Annotated in this window: 27 protein-coding genes; 10 read left to right on the top strand and 17 right to left on the bottom strand. The window is 48.0% G+C overall.

Features of this window, described 5'->3' with window-relative positions; genetic code table 11:
- Positions 1-6: 6 nt before the first annotated feature.
- The 3 genes from H0266_RS14190 to H0266_RS14180 all read right to left on the bottom strand — a co-directional run bounded on the left by H0266_RS14190 (position 7) and on the right by H0266_RS14180 (position 2,156).
- A complete protein-coding gene (locus H0266_RS14190) occupies positions 7-390 on the bottom strand; it encodes a hypothetical protein (RefSeq protein WP_181473086.1) in 384 nt (127 codons plus the stop codon).
- Positions 391-439: 49 nt separating this feature from the next.
- Positions 440-1,210 carry a GNAT family N-acetyltransferase gene (locus H0266_RS14185; RefSeq protein WP_181473085.1) on the bottom strand — a complete coding sequence of 257 codons (771 nt, stop codon included), beginning with the start codon at positions 1,208-1,210 and terminating at the stop codon, positions 440-442.
- Between the two features lie 397 nt (positions 1,211-1,607).
- Positions 1,608-2,156: a hypothetical protein gene (locus H0266_RS14180; protein ID WP_181473084.1), complete on the bottom strand. Its 549-nt coding sequence runs from the start codon at positions 2,154-2,156 to the stop codon at positions 1,608-1,610.
- 682 nt (positions 2,157-2,838) lie between these two features.
- Here H0266_RS14180 and H0266_RS14175 point away from each other — a divergent pair.
- On the top strand, positions 2,839-3,207 hold the full coding sequence (locus H0266_RS14175; protein WP_181473083.1) for a VOC family protein: 369 nt from the start codon (positions 2,839-2,841) through the stop codon (positions 3,205-3,207).
- Positions 3,208-3,440: 233 nt separating this feature from the next.
- On the opposite strand, the gene H0266_RS14170 is transcribed toward H0266_RS14175, so the two are convergent.
- From H0266_RS14170 to H0266_RS14155, 4 genes are all read right to left on the bottom strand, one after another.
- The gene (locus H0266_RS14170; protein WP_181473082.1) at positions 3,441-4,052 is read right to left on the bottom strand and encodes a DUF4352 domain-containing protein; all 612 of its coding nucleotides are present in this window, start codon (positions 4,050-4,052) and stop codon (positions 3,441-3,443) included.
- 83 nt (positions 4,053-4,135) lie between these two features.
- Positions 4,136-5,119 (bottom strand): WCX domain-containing protein, encoded by a 984-nt coding sequence (locus tag H0266_RS14165; protein ID WP_181473081.1) that lies wholly within the window; start codon positions 5,117-5,119, stop codon positions 4,136-4,138.
- A gap of 22 nt (positions 5,120-5,141) precedes the next feature.
- Positions 5,142-6,437, bottom strand: a complete 1,296-nt coding sequence (locus H0266_RS19515) for a hypothetical protein (protein ID WP_246364024.1) — start codon at positions 6,435-6,437, stop codon at positions 5,142-5,144.
- 322 nt (positions 6,438-6,759) lie between these two features.
- Positions 6,760-7,761: an NADPH:quinone oxidoreductase family protein gene (locus tag H0266_RS14155; protein WP_181473597.1), complete on the bottom strand. Its 1,002-nt coding sequence runs from the start codon at positions 7,759-7,761 to the stop codon at positions 6,760-6,762.
- 118 nt (positions 7,762-7,879) lie between these two features.
- On the opposite strand from H0266_RS14155, the gene H0266_RS14150 reads away from it, so the two are divergent.
- On the top strand, positions 7,880-8,470 hold the full coding sequence (locus H0266_RS14150) for a TetR/AcrR family transcriptional regulator (RefSeq protein WP_181473080.1): 591 nt from the start codon (positions 7,880-7,882) through the stop codon (positions 8,468-8,470).
- Positions 8,471-8,915: 445 nt separating this feature from the next.
- Here H0266_RS14150 and dhaM read toward each other — a convergent pair whose 3' ends face one another.
- The 5 genes from dhaM to H0266_RS14125 all read right to left on the bottom strand — a co-directional run bounded on the left by dhaM (position 8,916) and on the right by H0266_RS14125 (position 13,381).
- A complete protein-coding gene (gene dhaM, locus H0266_RS14145) occupies positions 8,916-9,287 on the bottom strand; it encodes a dihydroxyacetone kinase phosphoryl donor subunit DhaM (RefSeq protein ID WP_181473079.1) in 372 nt (123 codons plus the stop codon).
- 4 nt (positions 9,288-9,291) lie between these two features.
- Positions 9,292-9,903, bottom strand: coding sequence for a dihydroxyacetone kinase subunit DhaL (gene dhaL, locus H0266_RS14140; protein WP_181473078.1), 612 nt, complete (start codon positions 9,901-9,903; stop codon positions 9,292-9,294).
- 12 nt (positions 9,904-9,915) lie between these two features.
- Entirely contained in the window at positions 9,916-10,902 is a 987-nt protein-coding gene (dhaK, locus tag H0266_RS14135) for a dihydroxyacetone kinase subunit DhaK (protein ID WP_181473077.1), read from the bottom strand.
- 129 nt (positions 10,903-11,031) lie between these two features.
- Positions 11,032-12,525, bottom strand: a complete 1,494-nt coding sequence (glpK, locus tag H0266_RS14130; protein WP_181473076.1) for a glycerol kinase GlpK — start codon at positions 12,523-12,525, stop codon at positions 11,032-11,034.
- A 25-nt stretch (positions 12,526-12,550) separates the two neighbouring features.
- Positions 12,551-13,381 carry an MIP/aquaporin family protein gene (locus H0266_RS14125; RefSeq protein ID WP_181473075.1) on the bottom strand — a complete coding sequence of 277 codons (831 nt, stop codon included), beginning with the start codon at positions 13,379-13,381 and terminating at the stop codon, positions 12,551-12,553.
- A gap of 503 nt (positions 13,382-13,884) precedes the next feature.
- On the opposite strand from H0266_RS14125, the gene H0266_RS14120 reads away from it, so the two are divergent.
- Positions 13,885-14,583 carry a DUF4386 domain-containing protein gene (locus tag H0266_RS14120; protein WP_181473074.1) on the top strand — a complete coding sequence of 233 codons (699 nt, stop codon included), beginning with the start codon at positions 13,885-13,887 and terminating at the stop codon, positions 14,581-14,583.
- Here the strand turns inward: H0266_RS14120 and H0266_RS14115 are convergent.
- Entirely contained in the window at positions 14,563-15,138 is a 576-nt protein-coding gene (locus H0266_RS14115) for a Crp/Fnr family transcriptional regulator (RefSeq protein ID WP_181473596.1), read from the bottom strand. The genes H0266_RS14120 and H0266_RS14115 overlap by 21 nt on opposite strands.
- A 140-nt stretch (positions 15,139-15,278) precedes the next feature.
- Between H0266_RS14115 and H0266_RS14110 the strand changes: the two genes are divergently transcribed.
- Together H0266_RS14110 and H0266_RS14105 are read left to right on the top strand one after the other, a co-directional pair.
- Positions 15,279-15,503: a DUF1659 domain-containing protein gene (locus H0266_RS14110; protein WP_181473073.1), complete on the top strand. Its 225-nt coding sequence runs from the start codon at positions 15,279-15,281 to the stop codon at positions 15,501-15,503.
- A gap of 20 nt (positions 15,504-15,523) precedes the next feature.
- Positions 15,524-15,736: a DUF2922 domain-containing protein gene (locus tag H0266_RS14105; RefSeq protein WP_181473072.1), complete on the top strand. Its 213-nt coding sequence runs from the start codon at positions 15,524-15,526 to the stop codon at positions 15,734-15,736.
- A 263-nt stretch (positions 15,737-15,999) separates the two neighbouring features.
- Here the strand turns inward: H0266_RS14105 and H0266_RS14100 are convergent, their stop codons facing one another.
- From H0266_RS14100 to H0266_RS14090, 3 genes are all read right to left on the bottom strand, one after another.
- Positions 16,000-16,791, bottom strand: a complete 792-nt coding sequence (locus tag H0266_RS14100) for a hypothetical protein (protein WP_181473071.1) — start codon at positions 16,789-16,791, stop codon at positions 16,000-16,002.
- Positions 16,788-17,237, bottom strand: coding sequence for a hypothetical protein (locus tag H0266_RS14095; RefSeq protein ID WP_181473070.1), 450 nt, complete (start codon positions 17,235-17,237; stop codon positions 16,788-16,790). Before H0266_RS14095 ends, H0266_RS14100 begins: the two co-directional genes overlap by 4 nt.
- 65 nt (positions 17,238-17,302) lie before the next feature.
- Positions 17,303-17,776 carry an RDD family protein gene (locus tag H0266_RS14090; protein WP_181473069.1) on the bottom strand — a complete coding sequence of 158 codons (474 nt, stop codon included), beginning with the start codon at positions 17,774-17,776 and terminating at the stop codon, positions 17,303-17,305.
- A 190-nt stretch (positions 17,777-17,966) separates the two neighbouring features.
- Here H0266_RS14090 and H0266_RS14085 point away from each other — a divergent pair, with 190 nt between their 5' ends.
- The gene (locus H0266_RS14085; protein ID WP_181473068.1) at positions 17,967-19,163 is read left to right on the top strand and encodes an MFS transporter; all 1,197 of its coding nucleotides are present in this window, start codon (positions 17,967-17,969) and stop codon (positions 19,161-19,163) included.
- Between the two features lie 257 nt (positions 19,164-19,420).
- Here the strand turns inward: H0266_RS14085 and H0266_RS19510 are convergent, their stop codons facing one another.
- A complete protein-coding gene (locus H0266_RS19510) occupies positions 19,421-19,573 on the bottom strand; it encodes a hypothetical protein (protein WP_246364021.1) in 153 nt (50 codons plus the stop codon).
- On the opposite strand from H0266_RS19510, the gene H0266_RS14080 reads away from it, so the two are divergent.
- From H0266_RS14080 to H0266_RS14065, 4 genes are all read left to right on the top strand, one after another.
- Positions 19,574-19,984 carry a hypothetical protein gene (locus H0266_RS14080; protein ID WP_246364018.1) on the top strand — a complete coding sequence of 137 codons (411 nt, stop codon included), beginning with the start codon at positions 19,574-19,576 and terminating at the stop codon, positions 19,982-19,984.
- A 223-nt stretch (positions 19,985-20,207) separates the two neighbouring features.
- Positions 20,208-20,948, top strand: coding sequence for a metal ABC transporter ATP-binding protein (locus tag H0266_RS14075; RefSeq protein WP_181473066.1), 741 nt, complete (start codon positions 20,208-20,210; stop codon positions 20,946-20,948).
- Positions 20,949-20,972: 24 nt separating this feature from the next.
- On the top strand, positions 20,973-21,809 hold the full coding sequence (locus tag H0266_RS14070; protein WP_220127309.1) for a metal ABC transporter permease: 837 nt from the start codon (positions 20,973-20,975) through the stop codon (positions 21,807-21,809).
- A 24-nt stretch (positions 21,810-21,833) separates the two neighbouring features.
- Positions 21,834-22,778 carry a metal ABC transporter solute-binding protein, Zn/Mn family gene (locus H0266_RS14065; RefSeq protein ID WP_181473064.1) on the top strand — a complete coding sequence of 315 codons (945 nt, stop codon included), beginning with the start codon at positions 21,834-21,836 and terminating at the stop codon, positions 22,776-22,778.
- Positions 22,779-22,896 lie beyond the last annotated feature (118 nt).

The following is a 22,896-nucleotide window of genomic DNA, read 5'->3' as shown; positions in this document are numbered from 1 at the left end:
TTCCTCTTAACCTTCACTCACAAATAAACCTTTCTCCCCTTTGACTTTGGCATAGCGCTCTTGTTCTTCATCAAAAATGGTCATGCCAGGCTCTTCTTCATCCCACCATACCTTGTATGCTTTCAAACGTTCCGGCATATTTTCATCGTAGGTAAAAAACAATACTACTTGAGCGTCTTCTTCCCTTTCAGGTCCATCTGTACCGTTCCATTCCGTTTCCTCAAACAAACTTCGAATCAACTCTAAGTCCTCTTCCTCGACTAGAATTTGATCATCGGTGTCCGTCATTGTGTCCACTCTCGTCAGTTGATCTAAACGATAGGGTTCAGGCGTTTGATTCGCACACCCAACCAACATCATGGTCAAAATCATTGCCGCAACATGCTTCATCTTATCCCCCCTTTTTGCAACTTAGAGACTTCTTCCGTAACGGTTCTCATCAAATAAACACAGAATATGTTGTAGGATTACCGAACCCTAATTTTTCTGCTAACCTTATGGATGAAGCATTCGATCCGTCGCAATCCCACCTGGGGACCAACCCATTCTCCACGCTATGATTGATAAAAGCTTTGGCAACATCTGTGGCAAACCCTTTTCCTCTAAAGTTTTCGCTCGTCGCAATATCAATTTCTGCAAAATGATCGGAACAAAAGATGGATGTCCCTTCACTCACGACTTTTCCACCAGAAACGATGCAAAACCCAAATCCTTTTTCCAAAAATCTAGTTACAGAACCCCAGTATTCCTTGTAATAGTCCCCTCCGAACTCTAGGGCCTGATGGATGTGGGAGGAATAGATTCGTTGTACTTCATTTTTCTCTTCGGGTGGAAGTGATGACTTTCCTTCTTCTATGTATTCAAAACTGAAACGTGAGTATTGCTTTACTTCATCATCGAGTCGAGTGTGAATCATCTCCTCCCATTTCTCAGAAGCCGTGAACAACGTAAATCTTCTGTGCTCATTCTTATGCTCTCTGAATTGACGAATCAATCTCTCATTGAAATCGTCGTGATTTTCCTCTCCACATACAAAACATAATCCGTTATTCGTCTTCACGAACACGTTCTCTACTAAGTGAGAATTAGAATAAATCTCTCCTACGATTTGTCCGTCCAGTACGGAATGAACGAAAGTCGGCACGAAACACATCTGATTTTGAAAGAGCCTTCTTACTCGACCCCATTCTTCCTGCTTTACTCGTTCCATAGATGATCGCCTCTTTAAAATGGAATAAACTGAAAAATATGTGCTAAGCATACCATACGTTTTCATGAGTAAAAAGAAGCGTTTGAGCCTATCAGGGATCCATAATTCAATTACAACCATTTCAAACAAAATAGAAGCCGGAAAACTTCATAATAAGATTGTTAAGACGGTTCTCTCTCTTATGCATTCCCGAGAGCGTCATAATTCTTGTGATAAGACGACTTTCAGGGTTACAAGTTACGGGAACGGTCTTAGTCAAATGCTTTAGAGCCTTTTCATGATTCAGAGTCAATGAATACCTGCCCTAGCTCACTTTTTCAAGCACAAAAAAAGCCAGCATTTCATACTGACTTTTACTTTTTCCTATTCTATTTAAACTCCGTATCCTCATCAGGTACTACCCATCCGTAAGTATAGATTTTATGACGTCTTTCAATTGGGATTGAGTTACCGCTTCACCTGAAACTAAATAATACATATCGTCTTTCCAGAAAAACATTTTGAAATTGTCACCAAAAGCATCTACATATACCGTCGTGCCTTCAACTTCTATCTGTTCCAGCTTATCTAAAAACGGTGGTTTAACAGTCGCTTCTGCTTGAGAAATCCCTACACTTTTTACCGTCGTTCCAAATGAGTAACTCACTGTATTGACCGTCTCCGTTGTCTCACCTTTGTAGTTCTGAATGTCTACCTCATTGACACTACTTCTGATGTCGCCTCTAATGTCTTCCGGTATCGTATTTAGATTTGGAAGTCGGACGCTGTATGGAACTTTAGATTGTGCCTCTTCCAGGCCAGGGATCAAGGAGTCCTGCTCATCGCGTATCTGTTCGCTTTCATCTTTCGTTTTTTCAGCACTGTTATTAGAATCAGCGCTCACCCATGTCAATCCAAGTAACATGGATACACCCAATGCAAAACTAATTGTCAGTATTTTCTTCATCGTGCACCTCCTGTGAATTGTATGATTGCATACCAATAGTCTTCATCCATTCAATCTAATACGTGAGTGTATTTCATAAAATGAAGTATAACCCCTAATATCCCTAGGGTAATTCCCATATAAAATGGCCACGGATTATCATGTATGTTCTTGTCAAAAGTTCTTAAGCTGAGCACACCGTACACTATGGAAACGAGAGCAATCCAAAGATGTTGGTTGCCGAAAACAAAGCCAGCGCCTCCTATTAACAGCGCAAGGATTCCCATAGGGTTTTGGGAAGGAATAGAATCTATGTATTCTTTCTCTTGTTGAGTTAAATCGTTCTGTGAACTCGTATTCCTCATGAACTGTGTGAATAGATCTTTCATGGCACCATTCCTTATTTATAATCGGTCGTTCATTGCATTTCCAAAAAATGAAAATCGATACAATTAAGCGTAACATTTTCTCTGGATATATGGAAAATCAAAATATGAAAATTCCTGTATTACCTCATAATTAAATAGATTACATAATTTTGATTTTTCTAACAACTATTGGTAATATATTTCCAAGGTGGTGATTCAGATGAAAGATCCAATCATTCTACCTATTGGTTAAATACTTAATAGCTCCAGTTCTTCTGATGGGCTGGAGTCTAGAATTTGCATTTACTAGTGATATTAATGGAAGGAAGGATAAAATGAGTGATTTTCTATTGAGTAGTATCCATTATTTTAGAATACCTGTTGTGAACCTTAAAGAATCCATCAAATGGTATTCAGAATGTTTAAAGCTGAAAATGAGATTCGACAAAGGGGAATTAGCAGTTTTTGAGGTTGGAACAGGTCCACTATTAGTATTAGTAGAAGCGGACAAGGACTCAAGAGGCCATTTTCTTAAAGATGGACAAGCTGAGTTCTCGATCGGGTTCACGACTTCTGATATCCAATCCCTTCATGATTATCTAGTCGATCAGCATGTGACAGTAGAGTCCATCATGGAAGAGGAAGGACATCGGTTCTTCTACTTTTATGACCTCGATGGAAACAAACTTCAAGTGCATAACTAGCTAACAGACATACATATCCTATCACTCAAAAAAGCCAGCATGTCCTATGCTGAGTTTTTTACTTTCTATTATCCCTTAAAAGGTCTTCACTAGGCGTTAGTTACATAGGGCGCCTATACTATCTTCAGGAGTCAGTGTATCTCTGCCACTTTCTATGAGAGTGGCATAAAAAAACAGAGAAACAATAAGGGAAAAAGACAGTGGCATACTCAGCCACTGCCCCCACCTAATCTTTACTGTTGCAAATCGATCTGCACGGATTTCGTTCCGAAGAATCCGGCATCCACTTCAAGCGTCAACGATTCCATAGCCACACCAGCAGGGACTTCGAAGACAACAAGTCCCTCTCTTGTTAATCCAGGATTGATCTCTTCCAAGAAAAGCATTTTCTCTGTCGGTACAACCATGATTAGATCCCCGTCGTTCTTCGGTTCATAAGTAGTACCATCATCTGTGAGCAAGCGGAAGAAGTTCGAATCCATCGTGATGGCTTCTTGTTTGCCATTTTTGATGCTTGCATCGATGACGATGAACTGTTCGGTCGTCGTGACGGGTTCAATGAATTCATTTCCGTCTGGGTCATCGATTTCCTGGGTGCTTCGTGCTTCATTGACCGTGAAAGCAATATCATCGATCGTAGCCGCTTCGCCGATTTTGGCGTTCTCCACCGCCTCTTCTGTTTCCGCTTCACTCTCGCTGTTCGTTTGTTCAGATGCCGTCGTGTCCTCAGTGGAAGTCGAAGTTGAAGCCGTATCATCCCCTCCACCAGATACTAATGAAATGATGATTCCAAGTGCAATGACGGCCACAATCGCAGTCATACATCCTTTGAACAGTTTCTTCATAATTGTTTCCCCCTCGTTTTTGGTTACTTTCATCATAATAAAAAGGGTGAGCAAAAATTTGCTCACCCAACATACGTTCCTAGTTATTGGTAATGCTTGTTCATTTCCTTTACTTCCTCCTGGATCTGCTCCACAAGCGATTCCGGCGACAACACTTTCGCTTTTGCACCCCATGTGAGGATCCAGTTGATGAGGCCGCGGCTCATCTTCGCTTTGGTTGATAAAATGAAGCGGTCCTCGCCCTCTGGTGTAATCGATGCGTCGAGTCCGAAACGGTCGATGACGACATTGACGAGCGAAGCGTCGAACTCGATTTTGACCCAGACGTCTTCGCCCGCGAACATGTGGAAGCTCTGATCGACGTAATCCTGGATGGTGAAATCTTCACGCCGGAAACGCTCATCCGTAATCTGCATGTCCCGCATCCGGTCAAGCCGGTAGTGGCGCATTTCGCCAGTTCCACGGTATTTGCCGATGAGATAATAGTAATCGTTCCGCCAAATGAGCGCGTACGGTTCCACTTCATAAAAGTCGCCACCACGATGGAATTCGAACTCTTTATTCAAGTTGTACTTGCCATAATGATACAGCAGCACCTTTTGGTCGGATATTGCACGATGCGCATGATCGATATTCAGCTTGACCAACTGATAGCTATCATTCGCGGACTGGGAAAAAAGCATCGGGTCCGGCAGGGTTTTTGCAATGTGACGACTCGTCAGCTGCTTCGTCTTCTGGATCAACGTCTTCTTCTCTTTTTCCGTAATGAACTTCGCGGACAAGACGGCATCGTTGATCAAGCGAAGTTGATATGTTTCAAAAACATGGTCCTGATAGCTGTAGTACACTTTTCCGAACCGACCGGTATTGCGGACGATCTCGATTCCCGCTTCCTCGAGCACCTCCATGTCAAGCTTCAGCGTCCTCGGATCGAACGTCGCTTCTGTTCCGAAGTAGAGCTTCATTTTTTCTATGATGTCCTGAAGGCTGAGTTCGTTGTATTCATCGGTTTCTTCGAAAAGGATGTCTCTCAGTTTGAGGAGTCGGGTGTTATTGTTGAGTTCCACGGGTCTGCCTCCTTTGTCCGTATCAAAAGATGATCCCTGCCCCGGCGGTAGCGATGACAGTCTTATCTACATGAGCGGTATAATCGTCCTTGCTGAACGTATGCACATACCGGTTCCATGTGATGACTCCGATGTCGTTCGTCGTATGATACACGACGACAGGATGACCGCTGCGGTTGTAATAAAAGTATGGCTCGATGATGTCAGGCTGGTCCTGTTCCATTTCCCAATCATGCATTTCCGTATCGAAATCGTCGTCAGGGCGGCCCATGACCTGCTCTCTTCCCCAAGAAATTCCATGCCACATCGCGCCGAATTCATAGAGCTCATGGGAGCAAATCGCCGCCTGCAGATAGGATAGTGGGGAGCGGTCACCTTCTACAGCCACCATAAAATCATCAAATGCTTCGTCTGGTTTCGGTGGGTTCAAGAATTCGTCCTCCAACCTCGGACATTGTTCCGGTGGTGGCAACTCCTGATCATCTTTAAGAGCCCAGACGATTCCGTTGCCATTTCCGCCCTCGGTGAATTGATAACCACGAAGCTTGAAGCCGTCTTTGATTCGAAGCTGGGAAAAAGCACGCACGATATGCTCCGGGTTGTGCCGGGAAATCTGCCACCCACCTTTTTCGAATTCTTCAAGTTCTTCTCGGTCCGCCTCGACCATGAGATTCATTTCCGCCGCATGAGCGGTAAATCGTTGGAAACCGATATGATTTCTGTACTGAGTTACCATGTTTTTTCGGATTTCAACCTTCTTTGAATGAAGCAGAGGGCTTAGGTGATAGTAGTCGTCCGTCGTCTGGGATTTCACACGGAAGGTCGGAATCCCCGATTCGTTAATGACTTCGAGCCACTTTTGCTTAACAACACCTAGATTCTTTTGGCCCTGATTGATGCCCCATCCGACCATGATCCACGGATGACGGCTCAGTTCCTCGGTCGTCGCGATTCCGCTCTCTACTGTAAAAGCACCATTTTCGACTAATGATTCAAAGGTAGCGATCGCCTGTTCAGAGTTGGTCTCCCTTAACGGAAATAGATTGTAGATATGTAGCCGCCCATTAAGTGGCTGCCCCTTGTACATTTCTTCGACGATTGAAATCAACTGCCTCATCGTGGGATCTTCCGCCTCGATCCTGCCGCTCGCCTGACCTTCTTTTTCCAACTGATGCTGCAATGCACCATCAAGTACAGCTGATCCCGGATTCAATAATAAACAGGCACCAAGTGAACGATCAGATGATCCCCATTGAATATAAGCAGACGTCCGAAAGATATGGTCCCCTTGTTTGGTGAACGTTCCATAAGACTTCAAAGTCCCAGCTCCTCTTCTATCCTAGTTTGTCCTCTTACCTATTTTATTCTATATAATGGAAAAGTTATCCTTTATATAGAAGGACATGATTAGAAGAATATTCATCATGTGTATCTTTACGGTTTTGACAAAGCGTTAAGGAAGAAAACGTGGAGATGTGGGCGATCAAGACAACTTATAGAAATAGACTTCTTCAAAAGTGTCGTGATCGAGCTGATCTAAGCACTTTTCCAAGAATGAGAGACAAAAAACTGCGTAAATCATCTTGATCTACGCAGTTTTTAGATTGATCAGGTGGCAAAACCGTTGTGATGCTTGCTTCTTAGGAAAGCTTCACAACCGTTCTTCCGCGCGACTGACCTTTCAGGATTTGGGACAGCTTGTCTGGAAGTTCAGACAAAGTGACTTCTTCCGTCATGTCTTCAAGGACCGCTTCTGGTTTCAAGTCTGATGCCAGGCGTTCCCATAGCTTCAGGCGTTGTTCCTGCGGGTAATAGACGGAGTCGATCCCGAGCAGGTTGACGCTTCTCAGAATGAACGGGAAGACAGTGGTCGGTACTTTGACGCCTGCCGTCAGGCCGCTGACCGCGACGTTGCCGCCATACTGGGTGTTGCTGAGAATCGCGGCGAGCGTTTCGCCTCCGACGGGATCGACCGCGCCTGCCCATTTCTGTTTATCGAGTGAGCGGATTTTCTCTGGTGTCACATCTTCTCTTGAAACAATCTCGGACGCTCCGAGCTTCGTAAGATAATCATGTTCCGTTTCTTTTCCCGTACTTGCCGTGACGTGGTAGCCTTTTTTGGCAAGCATCGCGGTCGCCATACTGCCGACGCCGCCTGTCGCACCGGACACGAGAACCGTCCCCATGTCTGGGTTTTGTCCGTTCTGCTCAATTTTGTCGATGGAGAGGGCGGCGGTGAATCCGGCTGTTCCGAAGGTCATGGCTTCTTTCATGGTCAAGTTACCAGGAAGTGGCACAATCCAGTCGCCTGGCACGCGGGCGTACTGGCTGTATCCGCCGTAATGGCTGACGCCGAGCTCGTAACTTGTCACGATGACACGGTCGCCTTCGTTGTAACGGTCATCAGAGGACTGGACGACTTCGCCGGCAAGGTCGATGCCGGGCACGAATGGATACTCTTTCACGATGTTGCCGTTCGGAATCGACGCAAGGCCGTCCTTATAGTTCACGCTTGAGTAATGGACGTTGATCGTCACGTCGCCTTCTGGCAGGTCATCGAACGTGAGCGTCTGCACGCTCGCTTCGACGTCTTCCCCTTTTTTGTCGACGATGAGTGCTTGGAATGTTTCTGGTAGATTCATGTCGTTCACCCTTTCAAAAATAGATTCTGATTGTATGGTACTAAAATTATACTGACTGGTCAAAATATTTATTTCATCTCTGTTTTTTTGTATAATGGAAGCGTTAGGAGAGGTTACGATGGCAGGTAAAGCAGAAGCAAGAAAACAGCAATTGATCAAAGCGGCGTTCGAAGCCGCAACCGATAAAGGATACGAGCACGTCACCTTGCAGGACATTGCGGATTACGCTGAGGTAAGTAAGGGCGTGCCCAACTACTATTTCAAAAGCAAAGGCGATGTCTTCGCCCACTTGTTCGAATGGCTGACGCAGCGGATCTTTGAAAATGAGCGTGCGGCGATGGATGAAGTCGAGACGGCTGAAGAAAAGTTGCAGGCGTACATCGGGCAGGTCTTCATCAGCCCCGAAGAAAACCGGACCTTTTACCAACTCTATCTCGACTTTTTAGCAAGGGTAAAACAGGAACCGGCCTATCAGAAAATTAATGCGCAGTTCTATGAACACTGCTTCTCGATCGGGCGGTCGATTGTCGAGCAGGGGATTGCGGAAGGTGTGTATGAGGTCGAGGATGTGGAACAAGCGGCGGTGATGATCCGGACGATGATTGACGGGTCCTTGCTGCAATGGTTGATGCGAGGTGAGGAATCCCTTCATGATTGGTACCGGGATTCGTGTCATGAGGGGATTCGCCGGATGCTCGGGGCTAAATGACGTTTTTAGAGTGAATTATTGCTGGAACCCGTCTTAACTATGAACTTAGGACGGGTTTCTTCATTATATTACTTTGAAAGTGTTGTAATCCGTTGAATAAGACGGTTGCATGATAGCGCATCGAGAAAATGAGCCTTAACCATAGGCATTTCCTACGATGATCTCGTGAAGTGGATTTAAGTTTATTAGTCTGTTCACGACCGTTTTTTTAATACATTCCTAGAAAACCGTCGTGATCAATACGCTCACGACGGTTTTCTTCATTATAGATTCTTGAAAGTGTCGTGACTCGGGCTGTCTAAACGGTTTTCATAATGGTGGATTGGAGAAAGTGTGTTGATCAGTCCTATCAAAGCGGTTTTCAACGTTCAGCAACCGCATAACTGCTTTCATCCCCCACACCACCATAAAAGAAGACGCACCCCCAAAGAGTGCGCCTCATCAATCATCCGAATTCCTTTTCCAAAGACGCCAGAATATCATCCAGCGATTTCCCGATACTCGCTTCAACAGCCGCCAGATAACTGCCTTCCACAATCGGATAAGACACAAGACGGACATCCTCGGACTCAACAACCTCAATCGCCATCTCGGCGTTCATCTTGGCACTGCCGAGATCGTAGAACACGAGCGCGCCGTCATCGCCAGAACCGGCTTCTTCCACGGCCGCCTGGATTTTATCAAAGTGGGTACCGATATTGCCGTCTTCATCCCCACCAGCCGTGACGATCGAAACGTCGCCGACGACCTGCTTCAATAATTCGTCCAGCCCTTCGACTAACTTTGCACTATGTGACACGAGCAAAATACCGACCATCCGATCACGCTCCTTTCCCGATGACATCCGCGAGTTCCGCGAACAAATAATAGGAAGAAACCGCGCCCGGATCGAGGTGACCTTGTGATTTCTCTTTGAAATACGATGCCCGGCCTTTCGTCGCCGTCATGTCTTCCGTCTTCTGCATCGCCTCTTCTGCCGTCTGTTTCAATCGCTCCGCGTCGAAGTCTTCTTCCTGGAGCGTTCCGAGCACCGGTGCCCAGACGTCGATCATCGTCTTCTCGCCTTCTTCCGACTTGCCGCGCTGCTTGATGCCGCCGAGTGCCGCTTCGACCATATCCGCAAGCACCGCCGCATCGACGTCTTTTCCTTTACACTCCATCGACATTTTCAAAAACGCCGTGCCGTACAATGGACCAGACGCACCACCGACTTTTGACATCACCGTCGTCGCCGTTTTTTTCAATACGTCCGATACCTCATCAAAATCCCCGTCGAGCCCTTCCGCGACCTGCTGGAATCCACGCGCCATATTGATCCCGTGGTCCCCGTCCCCGATCGCACGGTCGAGCTGGGACAAATAATCCTTCTGCTCACTCAATCGATCATTGAACTGCTTCAACCATTGAATCGTATCTTCAACTGTCAGCTGCATCCGAATCCCTCCTTATTTCTTGAACGCCGCCGCATGAGACGGCGCATCGAGCAATTCCTTCAACTCATCATCCAATTTCAGCAACGTCAGCGAGCACCCCGCCATTTCAAGCGACGTCATGAAGTTTCCGACAATCGTATCGTAGACCTTCACCCCTTTTTCTTGTAAAAGGTCTTGTACTTTCCGGTTGAACACATGGAGTTCCATCTCAGGCGTGGCGCCCATTCCATTGACCATGACCGCGACTTCGTCTTGGTCCGCCAAATCCACCTCAGGGAGCAGACGCTCGACGAGTTCCGCCGCGATTTCATCGGCGGTCATCTGCTTGCGCTTCTCGATCCCCGCTTCGCCGTGAATGCCGATGCCGAGCTCGATTTCATCATCCGCAAGTTCAAATCCCGGTTCACCTGACGTCGGCATGATACAAGGGCTGAGCGCAACCCCCATCGTGCGGGCATTGTCAATCACCTTCTGAGCTGTCGCTTGGACTTCCTCGAGAGACGCACCCGTTTCCGCTTTGGCACCAGCGATTTTGTGGACATAAATCGTACCGGCCACACCTCGTCGGTTTTCCGGATCATCGACGGCGATATCGTCACGAACGATGACTTGTGCCGTCTCGATTCCTTCTGCTTCCGCAAGCTCTGCTGCCATATCGAAGTTCATGACATCTCCGGAATAATTCTTGATGACGAGCAGCACACCAGAACCGGAGTCCGTCGCTTTGATGGCCTCGAGCACTTGGTCAGGCGTCGGCGACGTGAACACTTCACCCGATACCGCACCGTCAAGCATCCCTTTTCCGATATAGCCCGCATGCGCAGGTTCATGACCACTTCCACCGCCGCTGATGAGCGCGACTTTACCATCCACTGGGGCATCTTTCCGGACAAGAACCGTCGTATCTTCTAAACGGCGGACGGACGACGGGCTTGCTGAAACGATGCCGTCCAGCATTTCATCAATGATCTGTTCGGGTTGATTGATCAATTTCTTCATCAGAATTCCTCCTTTGATTTGCGAGCGTTAGTCTACTTGTTGCGAGCACACAGCCACTTTTGCGAGCGCTCAAACATGCTGAAAAAGGCACAAAAGGACAGGCGCACGTCACCTGTCCTTTTGAATCTCTTATTTGAACTGACGTGTCGCTTCGACGGCTTTCTGCCATCCTTTGTAAAGATTCTGGCGAGTTTCGTCATCCATTTCGGACTCGAAGATGCGCTCGTCTTCCGCTTGTTGTTTGATCTCTTCTTTACTGCTCCAGTATCCGACGGCAAGTCCGGCAAGGAAAGCAGAACCGAGAGCTGTCGTTTCTTGGACGACTGGTCGCTCGACGGGTACGTCCAGAATATCGCTCTGGAATTGCATGAGGAAGTTGTTCTTCACGGCTCCACCGTCGACGCGCAGGGCTTTCAAGTCGATGCCGGAATCGGCGATCATCGCATCCAGGACGTCTTTCGTCTGGTATGCAAGCGATTCAAGCGTCGCACGGACGAAGTGTTCTTTCTGCGTTCCACGCGTCAATCCGAAGACGGCTCCACGTGCATCACTGTCCCAGTAAGGTGTTCCAAGTCCGACGAAAGCCGGTACGAGATAAACTCCGTCTGTTGAATCGACAGATGTTGCCAACCCTTCCGTTTCAGGTGCGCTATCGATCATGTCGAGACCATCTCGCAGCCACTGGATCGCAGAACCCGCGACGAAAATGCTGCCTTCAAGCGCGTACTCGACTTTTCCATCGAGTCCCCAAGCAAGCGTCGTCAATAAGCCGTTATCCGATTTAACGCCTTCTTCACCTGTGTTCATCAACATGAAGCAGCCTGTTCCGTAGGTGTTCTTCGCCATTCCTTTTTCAAAACAAGCCTGTCCGAACAAGGCGGCCTGCTGGTCTCCGGCGATACCGGCAATCGGTACTTCATGACCGAAGAAGTGATAATCGACGGTCTTCGCATACACTTCTGAAGACGGTTTCACTTCCGGGAGCATCGATTTCGGTACATCCAGGATTTCCAACAATTCATCGTCCCATTTCAAGTCGTAAATGTTGTACATGAGTGTACGGGATGCGTTGGAATAATCGGTGATGTGCGCGGCCCCGCCACTCAATTTGTAGACAAGCCATGTGTCGATCGTACCGAACATCAAGTCGCCGTTCTCCGCCTTTTCGCGGGCCCCGTCGACGTTATCAAGCAGCCATTTCACCTTCGTTCCGGAGAAATACGGATCGAGAAGCAGCCCCGTTTTGTTGCGGAACAGATCGTTGTGGCCTTTCTCGCGAAGCTCTTTACAAATATCCTCGGTCTGTCTCGACTGCCAGACGAGCGCATGGTAAATCGGCTTGCCTGTATTCTTGTCCCACACGACCGTCGTTTCGCGTTGGTTCGTAATCCCTATACCCTCAATCTGACTAGGTTCAACATCGGCTTTTCGCAACACATCCGCTATACAAGCAAGGACGGACGTCCAGATTTCATTCGCATCGTGCTCGACCCAGCCCGGCTTCGGGAAGAACTGTTCGAACTCCTTCTGCCCGGTTTCGACGATTTTTCCTTCCTTATTGAATAGAATGGCCCTCGAGCTTGTCGTTCCTTGGTCAATGGATAAAATGTACGTGTTCGTCATTCCGAATCTCTCCTTTTATGTGTAATTAAACCGCCTTGTTTTGAGCGGGTTTTTCGCCTATTTTCGCTTTTTTCAATTCCGTTTGGACAGCCCCGACGATAATGACCGCCATGATGACGGACAAAATCCAGAACGCAATCGATAGATCCTGCATGAAGATGGCACGGTAGAACACCGCTCCGTATACGCCTCCTAGAATCGGGCCGACAACCGGAATCCAAGCATAACCCCAATCCGATCCGCCTTTTCCCGGAATCGGCAACAGGAAGTGTGCGATTCGTGGTCCAAGGTCACGGGCCGGGTTGATCGCATAACCGGTCGCGCCTCCCAAGGACATCCCGATCGCGACAATCAATAAGCCGACAATCAGCGGATTCAATCCGTCTGTGAACTCATTCGCTCCGATGAAGAGAAGCCCCATCAGAAGGACGAACGTTCCGATGATCTCACTCAATAAGTTGGAGAAAGGACTGCGAACCGCAGGGTCTGTTGAGAAGACCGCAAGCTTTGCTCCTTTGTCCTCTGTCTTGTTCCAGTGAGGCAGATAGTTCAAGAAGACGATAGCCGCCCCGATCATCGCTCCGATCATTTGAGCGAGAATGTACACCGGAACCTTCGCCCACGGGAATTCCCCGATTGCCGCAAACCCGAGTGTTACCGCAGGGTTAATGTGTGCACCGGTGAAACTTCCGACCGCATATACCCCCATCGTTACGGCAAGTCCCCAGGCAATCGTAATGACGACCCAACCAGAACCTTCCGCCTTCGTATTCTTCAACACTACGCCACCAACGACGCCTCCACCAAAAATAATCAAAATCATGGTTCCGATCAACTCGGCTACGAACTCTGTCATGACTTCATCTCCTTTTACTTTTTTTACCATACAGAGACAAAAAGACTCACACCGATGTCATACTTGAAGAAAGTATGCTTAATCAATGTGAGTCTCCATATCTCCGACACAGTTATTAACTTGTTATCTATTAAACTACGCTACTTTGAAAGCGTTGTCAACTTTTACTTTAATATTTTTTGACGATTCTGATACTTTCGTGCTGGATGGTTGGAAAGGATAGGGGTGGATGTTCCCTTTTTCTTCATAAAATGACGAAAAGGGCCTGTTCACTTTCTTTTTCTATCAAGTTGGAAGAGAGAAGGTAGATCTCTTCCCTTTTGTTGCCTAGTACGTGGAAAAGACGAAGAGTAAGCCACCGTCTCTTCCTCTTTTATCGCTACTGGTTTAGAAAGTGACTTAGACACAATGAAGTTTTTTGATTCATTCCATTTCTTGACTTAAATCAAGGCAATGGGGCAAAAGCAGAAGTATGATTAAAGCATATATAAGGAGGGGTTCCATTGAACTTTATTTTGAAGGCTTCAAAACGTTCGGCCGCTCTCGTCGCAGGCATTTCCTTACTGATCATGACGCTCGCCGCGTTCTTCTCATACGGGTACGTGCATAGCACGCTCGTCATTCCAGACGATGCGGCCGCGACATTTGAGAATATCCAGGATTCTCTCGCCTTATTCCGTCTCGGGATTGCCGGGTGGGTTGTGATTATCGCGGCAGACCTACTTGTATCATGGGCTTTTTACACCTTTTTCAAAACGGTTGACGTGCGATTGGCTCAGGTTGTTGGTGGGTTGCGTCTCCTCTATACCCTCATCCTCTCGATCGCTGTTTTTCAACTGGCGGGTGCGGCTGTTATGCGATCTGCTTCTGAGGTGATGGCGGCGATCACGAGTTTCGAAGTGATTTGGTCGTTCGGGTTGATCGTCTTCGGTGTGCACCTTGTGATGACGGGAATTGTTGCTTCAAAAGCGGGGGACATTCCGAGATTGTGGAGCGTTTTATTAGTCGCAGGTGGCGCCGGGTACATGGTTGTCCATGCGTTGTACCGCTTCCTGCCGCAATTCGACAGCGCAACAGCCATCTTGGAGGCGATTTTGATGCTTCCGATGATGGCTGGTGAGCTGGGATTCGGCGTGTGGCTTTTGGTTAAAGCCCTTCAGGTGAAAAAGGCGGCGGTCACGTCATGGCTGGGGGCTTCCTAACCGCTTTTTGATACGGCTGAAGGATTCGGGCGTGATGCCGAGGTAGCTTGCCAGCTGATAGTTCGGCACGCGGTCGATCAGTCCAGGTCTTTTTTCCATCAATGTCTTGAATCGTTCTTCTGGCGCTTGGGACATGTAGGCGGCGAACTCGTCGTGCATCTGTCCCATGCTGCCTTCGATCATCTTGCGCGTCATCGCCTCGAGAGCCGGATTCGCATCGTACGACTCCTGTTCGGTGGACAAATCCCCGACGACCAGCACGCAATCCTCAAGGCAGTTCAACGAGTAGTTCGATTCCTTACCGTTGCTGAAGATGGTGACGCTCTCTTCTTCTGTATAAAAGTTGAAGGTGGTTTCCTTGCCGGTTTCATCGACGGTGTATTTACGGATGCATCCTTTCAATATGAAAAAACAACGGTCTGGAACCTCGCCTTGATGCAGCAATACGGTCCCTTTAGGGAAGCTCGCTACGTCGACCTCCGAGGCCACCTTCTCAAGTTCTGCTTCACTGAGATCCGAGAATTGTTTCATGTAATCGATCAGGATTTGTTTCATTCCACCGTCCCCTTTCAGAGGCATTTTATTCATAATACCATATACCAATCAGGGACAATCAACACTTTCACTAGACATAAAAAAACATGACACCTCCCCGGCTTCCGCTTCGATTATAGAAGTGAAAGGAGGTGATCACGATGGCCGTAAACGCAGAGATCATCGACAGCCAGTTACAGCTGATTTTCGAAGATGGCATCGACCTGAAAGGAAACGCGGTGTACCGTACGAAGTCCTTCAACAATGTGAAAACGACCGCGACGTCTGAACAATTGCACACTGTCGCAAATGCTCTAGAACCGTTGCAACAACGCGTCTTATCTACAATCGAACGTAACGACGAATACATGATTTATGAAGTTTAATTGGTGTAAGGAGGGAACCGATGAAAAAGCTGGAATTTAAATTTCTCAATGAAGATGGCAAAACCGTGACGATCTCGCTCGATCAGCCTGTTGAGCCGGCCGATCCTGCGCTGGTCAACGCCGCGATGGATGCAATCATCCAAGAAAACTGCTTCTATTCAAGTGGAGGCAACCTCGTCTCCAAAAAAGAAGCCCGCATCGTCGAGCGCAATGTGTTCGACGTCGCCCTATAAACGAAAAGCCGCTATGTGGGAGCATAGCGGCTTTTCGTTTATTTATTTACGTTTTTGATGAGTATGTGTTCCGGAAACCGTCATAAACGTTTTCTTTACGACGGTTTTGAATGGTCGGTGTCGTGAAAAGCGCCTTAATGGAGGCGATTAAAGCACTTATAGACACAATCTACTTCCAAAAGTGCTTTAATCCGGCTTCTCTCTGCAGATTCCGAGACTTCGAATGCTCAAAACCGCCGAGAGTAAGCCTGGTCGCACATCATCTATGCCTCACCCTCCGCATCAAAGCGAATCTCAATTTCTTCGTAATCCTTTACGTCCCATATGACTTTTCCAGAGAGTCCTTGGTCAGCGCTTGAATGTTCGACCGAGATGCGCTGTTCGAATTGTGTGGCACTCGTGCGTTCCGGCTCACTTTGCTCGATAAGCTTCATCTCTTCATCGCTTAATCTAACTTCGAGATTTGTTGGATCAGCTTTAAGGGCTTCCTCCTCTTGGTAGATCTCGAAAGTCGCTTCCACAATCAGATCAGTAGCTTCACCAGATTCTTTTTCTATCTTCATTCTTTCACCCAAATTGAATATCTCAAGTCTTCGAGTTGTCTGTACATAGAGAGTATCATAGATCTCTTTCAATTTCTGATAGACTTCCGGGTCAAACGTTTCCGTCATGTAACCGACATCCGTCGATCCCCCGTCAAAAGAGAGAAACATCCCTTGGCCGCCTTCTGCAATGGTAAAGAAATAAGGTGCATTATCACTAGATCGAGAGAGAGATACTTCGAGCGAGGGAACAGCCTGCATCAGCTCATGGTGAGCACGCATCTCGTCTCCCTCTATTTTGAATAAAGAAAGTTCGTTGATGACCGAGAGAAGTTCGTCTATCTTCTCCGGATCATCCGTTTGCGCTCGTTCCAGATTCGTGTTCGCACTGCCCCCTGTTTTCATATTTACTTCCACCACTTCTTCACTGACCGGAAAATCTTCTTCAATCGTATAGGTAGACTGACATCCGATCAGCACGGACAGGAAGAGCACCCCTAGAAAAATCCTCAAGCGACCTCCTCCTTATACATTTCCAAATATTCATTTTTCGCATGCCATCGCTTCTTTGAATCGCCCAATTGTAAGACAGCCGTTACGATTGCACCTCCTATGTAGAAGGAAAAATCCACTCCCAAGATCCATGTAAACACGAACATCCCCGAGATTACACTTACAACTTCCTTCAAAACAAATAGCCGCTTCCTCCCACTCCAGAAGACTTCCCACTTGTGCCACAACGTGTCATTCGACTGCATGCTTTTCAAAAATTCGTAGACCATCGGAACGGCCATGATCATGGATGCATATATCAGTTCGGGAATCGAGCTTGTCACCAACTCAAACACAAGCCCGACGAAGCTGATCGCGGTCAACACGTATAAAAGATTTTTCGCCGATTTACGGTGTTTCGTTCGTTGGTCTAGCGTTTCATCCTCCAACACTTTTTCATACTTCATCATAACCTTCCTTTTTCCATATAGTGGTTCCCATTATACACGTTCACCGAACATGGGGACAGGTCTCACCTATGATCCACTCCGCTCCCCGCAATCAAATCAGCCAGATGACGTTGGTCTTTTCTTATCAAAACCATCACGATGTATGTAAGCGACAGACCCACGGACAACGTCAAACACAGAATCGCAAATAGGTTATCATATCCTTCATAGATTCCCTGGATCGTACTCATATGGCCAAGCTGCCATAGAAAGAACTTGAGCACATTGCGAATCAAACTCCCTTTGACAGGAGAACCTTTATAGAAGACCTTCAGCCCCGTTTTTCTTTTCCCCCACGAAGCGTACGGTTCACGCCCTTCCATTATGGAAAAAAGCAGCACAAGCGGAACAACGGACGTCAACGTCGCCACCCATTGAGATTGGGCGGATGAGAATTCCGGAATCCCGTCAAAGGCGAGCTGGTAAAAAAGGACGGTGATGCTAAGCAACAGTAGTAAATATACGCTGATGAACAGCCAATCGAGAAACAGCTCCATGGCTCGTCGCGTTTGAACGTGATCCGTTTGTGTGTCGTCATAAACCCCCCTTCCTGTTCAATCGATACCTTAATTTTACTTGAAACGAAACAGACGGAACAGGTCCCCTCCCGTGATTCACCCACCAAAATGATTTACACTATATAGGGGCGGGGGTTTATAGAATCTCCGCTTGAAAGGAGTCATTCATATGTACACGGAAAAAGGAATCAAATCGAATCTTCCCTCCTTTTCCATGCTCGTCCTCATCAATTTATTCGTCGGATCGATGGTCGGACTCGAACGGACCATCCTTCCCATCATCGGAGAAGAAGAATTCGGTATCGCATCAGCCAGTGCGACACTCGCGTTCATCGTCAGCTTCGGCTTTTCCAAAGCGGTCGTGAACTTATTCGCCGGCACCCTCTCAGATCGCATCGGCCGGAAAAAAGTGTTGCTTTTCGGCTGGGGCGTCGGTCTTTTCGTGCCGATTCTCGTCATTTTCGCCGAAGCCTGGTGGGTGATCGTATTCGCGAACGTCCTGCTCGGACTCAATCAAGGACTCGCTTGGAGCATGACGGTGAATATGAAAGTCGACATCGCCACGCCCAATCAGCGCGGACTCGCCGTCGGCTTCAACGAATTCGCGGGCTACACAGGCGTGGCGCTGACCGCGATGATTTCAGGTTACATGGCGTCGACGTATTCGCTCAGACCCGAGCCGTTCTATATCGGAATCGGCATCGCCATCGTCGGGTTCCTCCTGTCGCTGACCGTTCAGGACACCAGTTCTCTTGTAAAAAAAGACAAGTCGAAGCCTTCGATCAATATGAAGAAAGCCTTCTTAATCACATCATGGGAAAATCGCAGCTTGTCAACGATCAGCTTCGCCGGGCTTGCGACAAACTTGAAAGACGGCATGGCCTGGGGATTGTTCCCGATTTTCTTCGCGACAAGCACGCTAACCGTCGGCCAAATCGGCACCATCATCGCCATTTATCCTGCAGCATGGGGATTCTTCCAGCTGTTCACCGGCGCCCTCAGTGACCGGATCGGCCGGAAAATCCTGATCGTATCCGGCATGTTCACACAAGCCGCCGCGCTCTGGTGGATTCTTTTTGTAGATGGATATGCCCTCTGGCTGATCGGCGCCGTCATCCTCGGCATCGGCACAGCGATGGTCTACCCGACGTTGATCGCCTCGATCAGCGACATCGCCGCCCCCGAATGGCGCGCCAGTTCACTCGGCATTTACCGCTTCTGGCGGGACAGCGGATACGCGTTCGGCGCCTTGATCGCCGGAGTCCTTGTCGACTTGCTCAGTGTCGGTTGGTCGATGGGGCTTGTGGCCGTCTTTCCGCTTGTAGCTGGAATTCTTGCCATGACTCGGATGAAGGAATCGCATTAGATTTTATAACAGAGGGACAGATCTACCGGCTCGCATAGCCGTGAGATCTGTCCCTCCGTTTATCTCTACGGTTTTTAACCGTGTATCTGACTAGAACTGCTGTGGCAGACACCCTCAAGACACTTTCCAGACTCATCATCGTCTGAAACCGTCTTAACCGAGCCTATTACAACACTTTCTCATCACACCCCTACTCAAAACCGTCGTTAAGCTCAAAATTAAGACGGTTTCACCCCTCCCCCCCTCTCAAAAGTGCGTTAATACCCACCGAACACCCATACATACACCCAACCGCCCATATCGACATATCGTATGGTGAGGTGATCACGATGGAACTTTTGTACAATAGAGGCGTTGTCACGAGCATCACTGCACTCGGGCTGGGCACTGAGCCGGACGGCTGCCTTCAATTGGTATCGGTCGAAGATAATAATGGCAACCGGGGCGACTTCACGCTCAGCCAAGATACCTATTTAATCAATCATCAGCCGATTCAAGTCGGCGATTTCGTAACCGGCTATTACGATGCGCTCGCCCCGACTCCGCTCATTTACCCGCCCCGCTACCGGGCGATCGTAATGGTCAAGGAAGTGCCTTATCAAAATGTGAAAGTCGACTTTTTCAACGAACAGCTCATCAGCAGCGATGGGCGATTGAAGCTGAACCTTGCTCCATACACGCCTGTCATACTCAAAAATGGGCAGCCGTTCGGTCATTCTCCTGCAAGACAGCCTCTTGTCGTGGTGTACGGCACGTCGACTAAGAGCATTCCCGCCCAGACGACGCCTTATCAAGTCGTTGTGCTCTGTCCGTCTTCCTGAACGCAATAAATCAATCTCGTTGTTGACATTTCATGCGGGATGCTATATATTTTGCATCAAGGAAACTTTTTGAGCGTTAGTGAAATTTGTAAACTTTCCGCCACATTAAACATATAGTAGCAAGACAAAAATTTTTACCTAAAAAGTTGGTCAAAGGAAAACTTAATTCCTTTTAGCAACACTTATAAAAAACACCAACTTACATTCAAAGGAGGACTGAAGAATGACACAGACAGCGATCAGCATCGAGGATTTACACGTATCGTACTTCGGAAATGAAGCGATCCGTCATGTCAGCTTGAACGTCGAGCCTGGTAATCTCGTCGGCATCATCGGACCGAACGGGGCTGGGAAATCGACATTATTGAAGGCGATGCTCGGTCTGATTCCGCGGGATAAAGGGCAGGTGAAAATCCTTGATAAGCCTGTAAAAGAGGTACGCAAGCAAATCGCCTACGTGCCGCAGCGCAATGATATCGACTGGGATTTCCCGATCACCGTGCTCGATGCGGTACTGCTCGGCACGTACCCCAGGTTGAAACGATTCCGCCGCCCAGGAAAAAAAGAACGTCAGTGGGCGTTGGAATGTTTAGCACGTGTCGGCATGGATGCGTTCAGTAAACGTCAGATCGGAGAATTGTCCGGGGGCCAGCAGCAGCGTGTCTTCTTGGCACGTGCGCTTGCGCAACAGGCAGACGTCTTCTTCCTAGATGAGCCGTTCGTCGGTGTCGATGCGTCGAGTGAAGAAACAATCGTCAAGATTTTGAAAGAACTCGGGGAGCAAGGAAAAACCGTCGTCGTCGTGCACCATGACTTGAGCAAGGCGAACGAATATTTCAACCAGCTCATTTTATTGAACAAAGAATTGATCGGATTCGGAACGGTCGGCGACGTGCTTCAATCCAAGGTCATCGAAAGAGCGTATCAAGGGCAGTTCGCCTTTATGAACGGAATGGGGGTGTAGATCGTGGAATTTTTAGAAGCCATCATGCATTATGAATTTTTACAAAAAGCGTTACTCACATCCATCATGGTCGGCATCATCTGCGGCGTCATCGGCTGCTTCATCATTCTGAGAGGGATGGCACTCATGGGCGATGCCATTTCACACGCGGTGCTGCCGGGTGTCGCGATTTCCTATATGCTTGGCATCAACTTTTTCTTCGGAGCCGTATTCAGTGGGGTTCTGACAGCGATCGCAATCGGGTTCGTCAGTCAAAACAGCCGCATCAAGCACGATACGTCGATCGGCATCATGTTCACAGCCGCGTTTGCCGCCGGGATCATTGTGATCACGATGCTCAAAAGCAGTACGGATTTATACCACATCTTGTTCGGGAACGTGCTCGCGGTCCGATCATCCGATATGTGGATCACGCTCGGTACCGGCGTCGTTGTGCTGATGGCCGTTTACCTGTTTTACAAAGAGTTGTTGGTCACGTCGTTCGATGAAACGATGGGCGCGGCGTATGGATTGCCGGTCCGCCTGATCCATTACTTCCTGATGACGCTGCTTACGATGGTCACGGTCGCTTCGCTGCAAACCGTCGGAATCGTGCTCGTCGTCGCGATGTTGATCACACCAGCCGCCACCGCCTACTTACTGACGGACCGGTTGTCGATCATGATTTTCATATCCGCCGGGCTAGGGGTTGTCTCAGCCGTCGTCGGACTGTACTTCAGCTTTACCTATAATCTCGCATCCGGTGCCACGATCGTCATGGCCGCAACCGCGCTATTCATCCTGACGTTCTTGTTCTCACCGAAACACGGATTGCTTTGGAAAATGATTAAAACGCGTAAGAAACGCGCGTCCCTTATATAAAAAAAGAAACGAGGAGATGATTACATGTCTAAGAAAATTTTGATGATGATGGTGACTTTGCTTACCATCGGTTTACTTGCAGCTTGTAGTTCAGAGGAAGCAGAAGGAAATGCAGAGGATCGTTCAGATGAAAAGGTGCAAGTCGTCACAACCTATTCCATCATTTATGATATTGTCAAAAATGTAGGTGGCGACAAGGTCGACATCCACAGCTTGGCGCCGATCGGTTCCAACCCGCACGAATACGACCCGCTACCTGAAGACGTCAAGAAAACGACCGACGCGGATGCCGTCTTTTATAACGGCTTGAACTTGGAAGCCGGAAACGCTTGGTTCGATAGTTTGATGGAAACGACAGGAAAAGACGGCGAAGATGCGCCTGTGTTCTTGATGAGTGACGGCGTCGAAGCGATGTACCTGACGACCGAAGGCAATGAAGGTGAAGAAGATCCACACGCTTGGTTGAACATTGAAAACGGGATCCAATATGCGAAGAACGCCCGTGACGGATTGATCGAAGTCGACCCAGACAACAAGGAAGTCTATGAGAAAAACGCAGAAGAATACATTGCTGAACTGCAAGAATTGCACGATACAGCCGTTGAAGAATTCAATGAGATTCCAGAAGAAGAGCGCGTCCTCGTGACGAGTGAGGGAGCTTTCAAATACTTTAGTGAGGCGTACGGATTCCAAGCGGAGTATATTTGGGAGATCAACCAGGAAAACCAAGGGACACCGAACCAAATTACGCGTATCGTCGATATCATCAATGAGAAAGAAATCACAGGGCTTTTCCTAGAAACGAGTATCGACCCGCGTAGTATGGAGGCCGTATCCAATGAAACGGACGTTCCGATCATGGGTGACGTGTTCACCGATTCGCTTGCTGAGCCTGGGAATGAAGGAGATACGTACATTTCGATGATGAAATCGAATGTTGAAACGATTAAAGAAGGGTTATCTAAATAAAGTGAAGGCTGCCACCTCAGGGTGACAGCCTTTTTTCGGTTTCTCTGCAATTATCCTCAAGGCCTCGGCCTGAAAGTGTCGTGATGGCGCCTCTTATAACCGTTTCAGAACTCATCGA

Source organism: Halobacillus locisalis, from assembly GCF_013694105.1.
Lineage (GTDB): Bacteria > Bacillota > Bacilli > Bacillales > Halobacillaceae > Halobacillus > Halobacillus locisalis.
The sequence above is the reverse complement of the archived record's forward strand: the minus strand, read 5'-3'. Positions and strand labels throughout refer to the sequence as shown.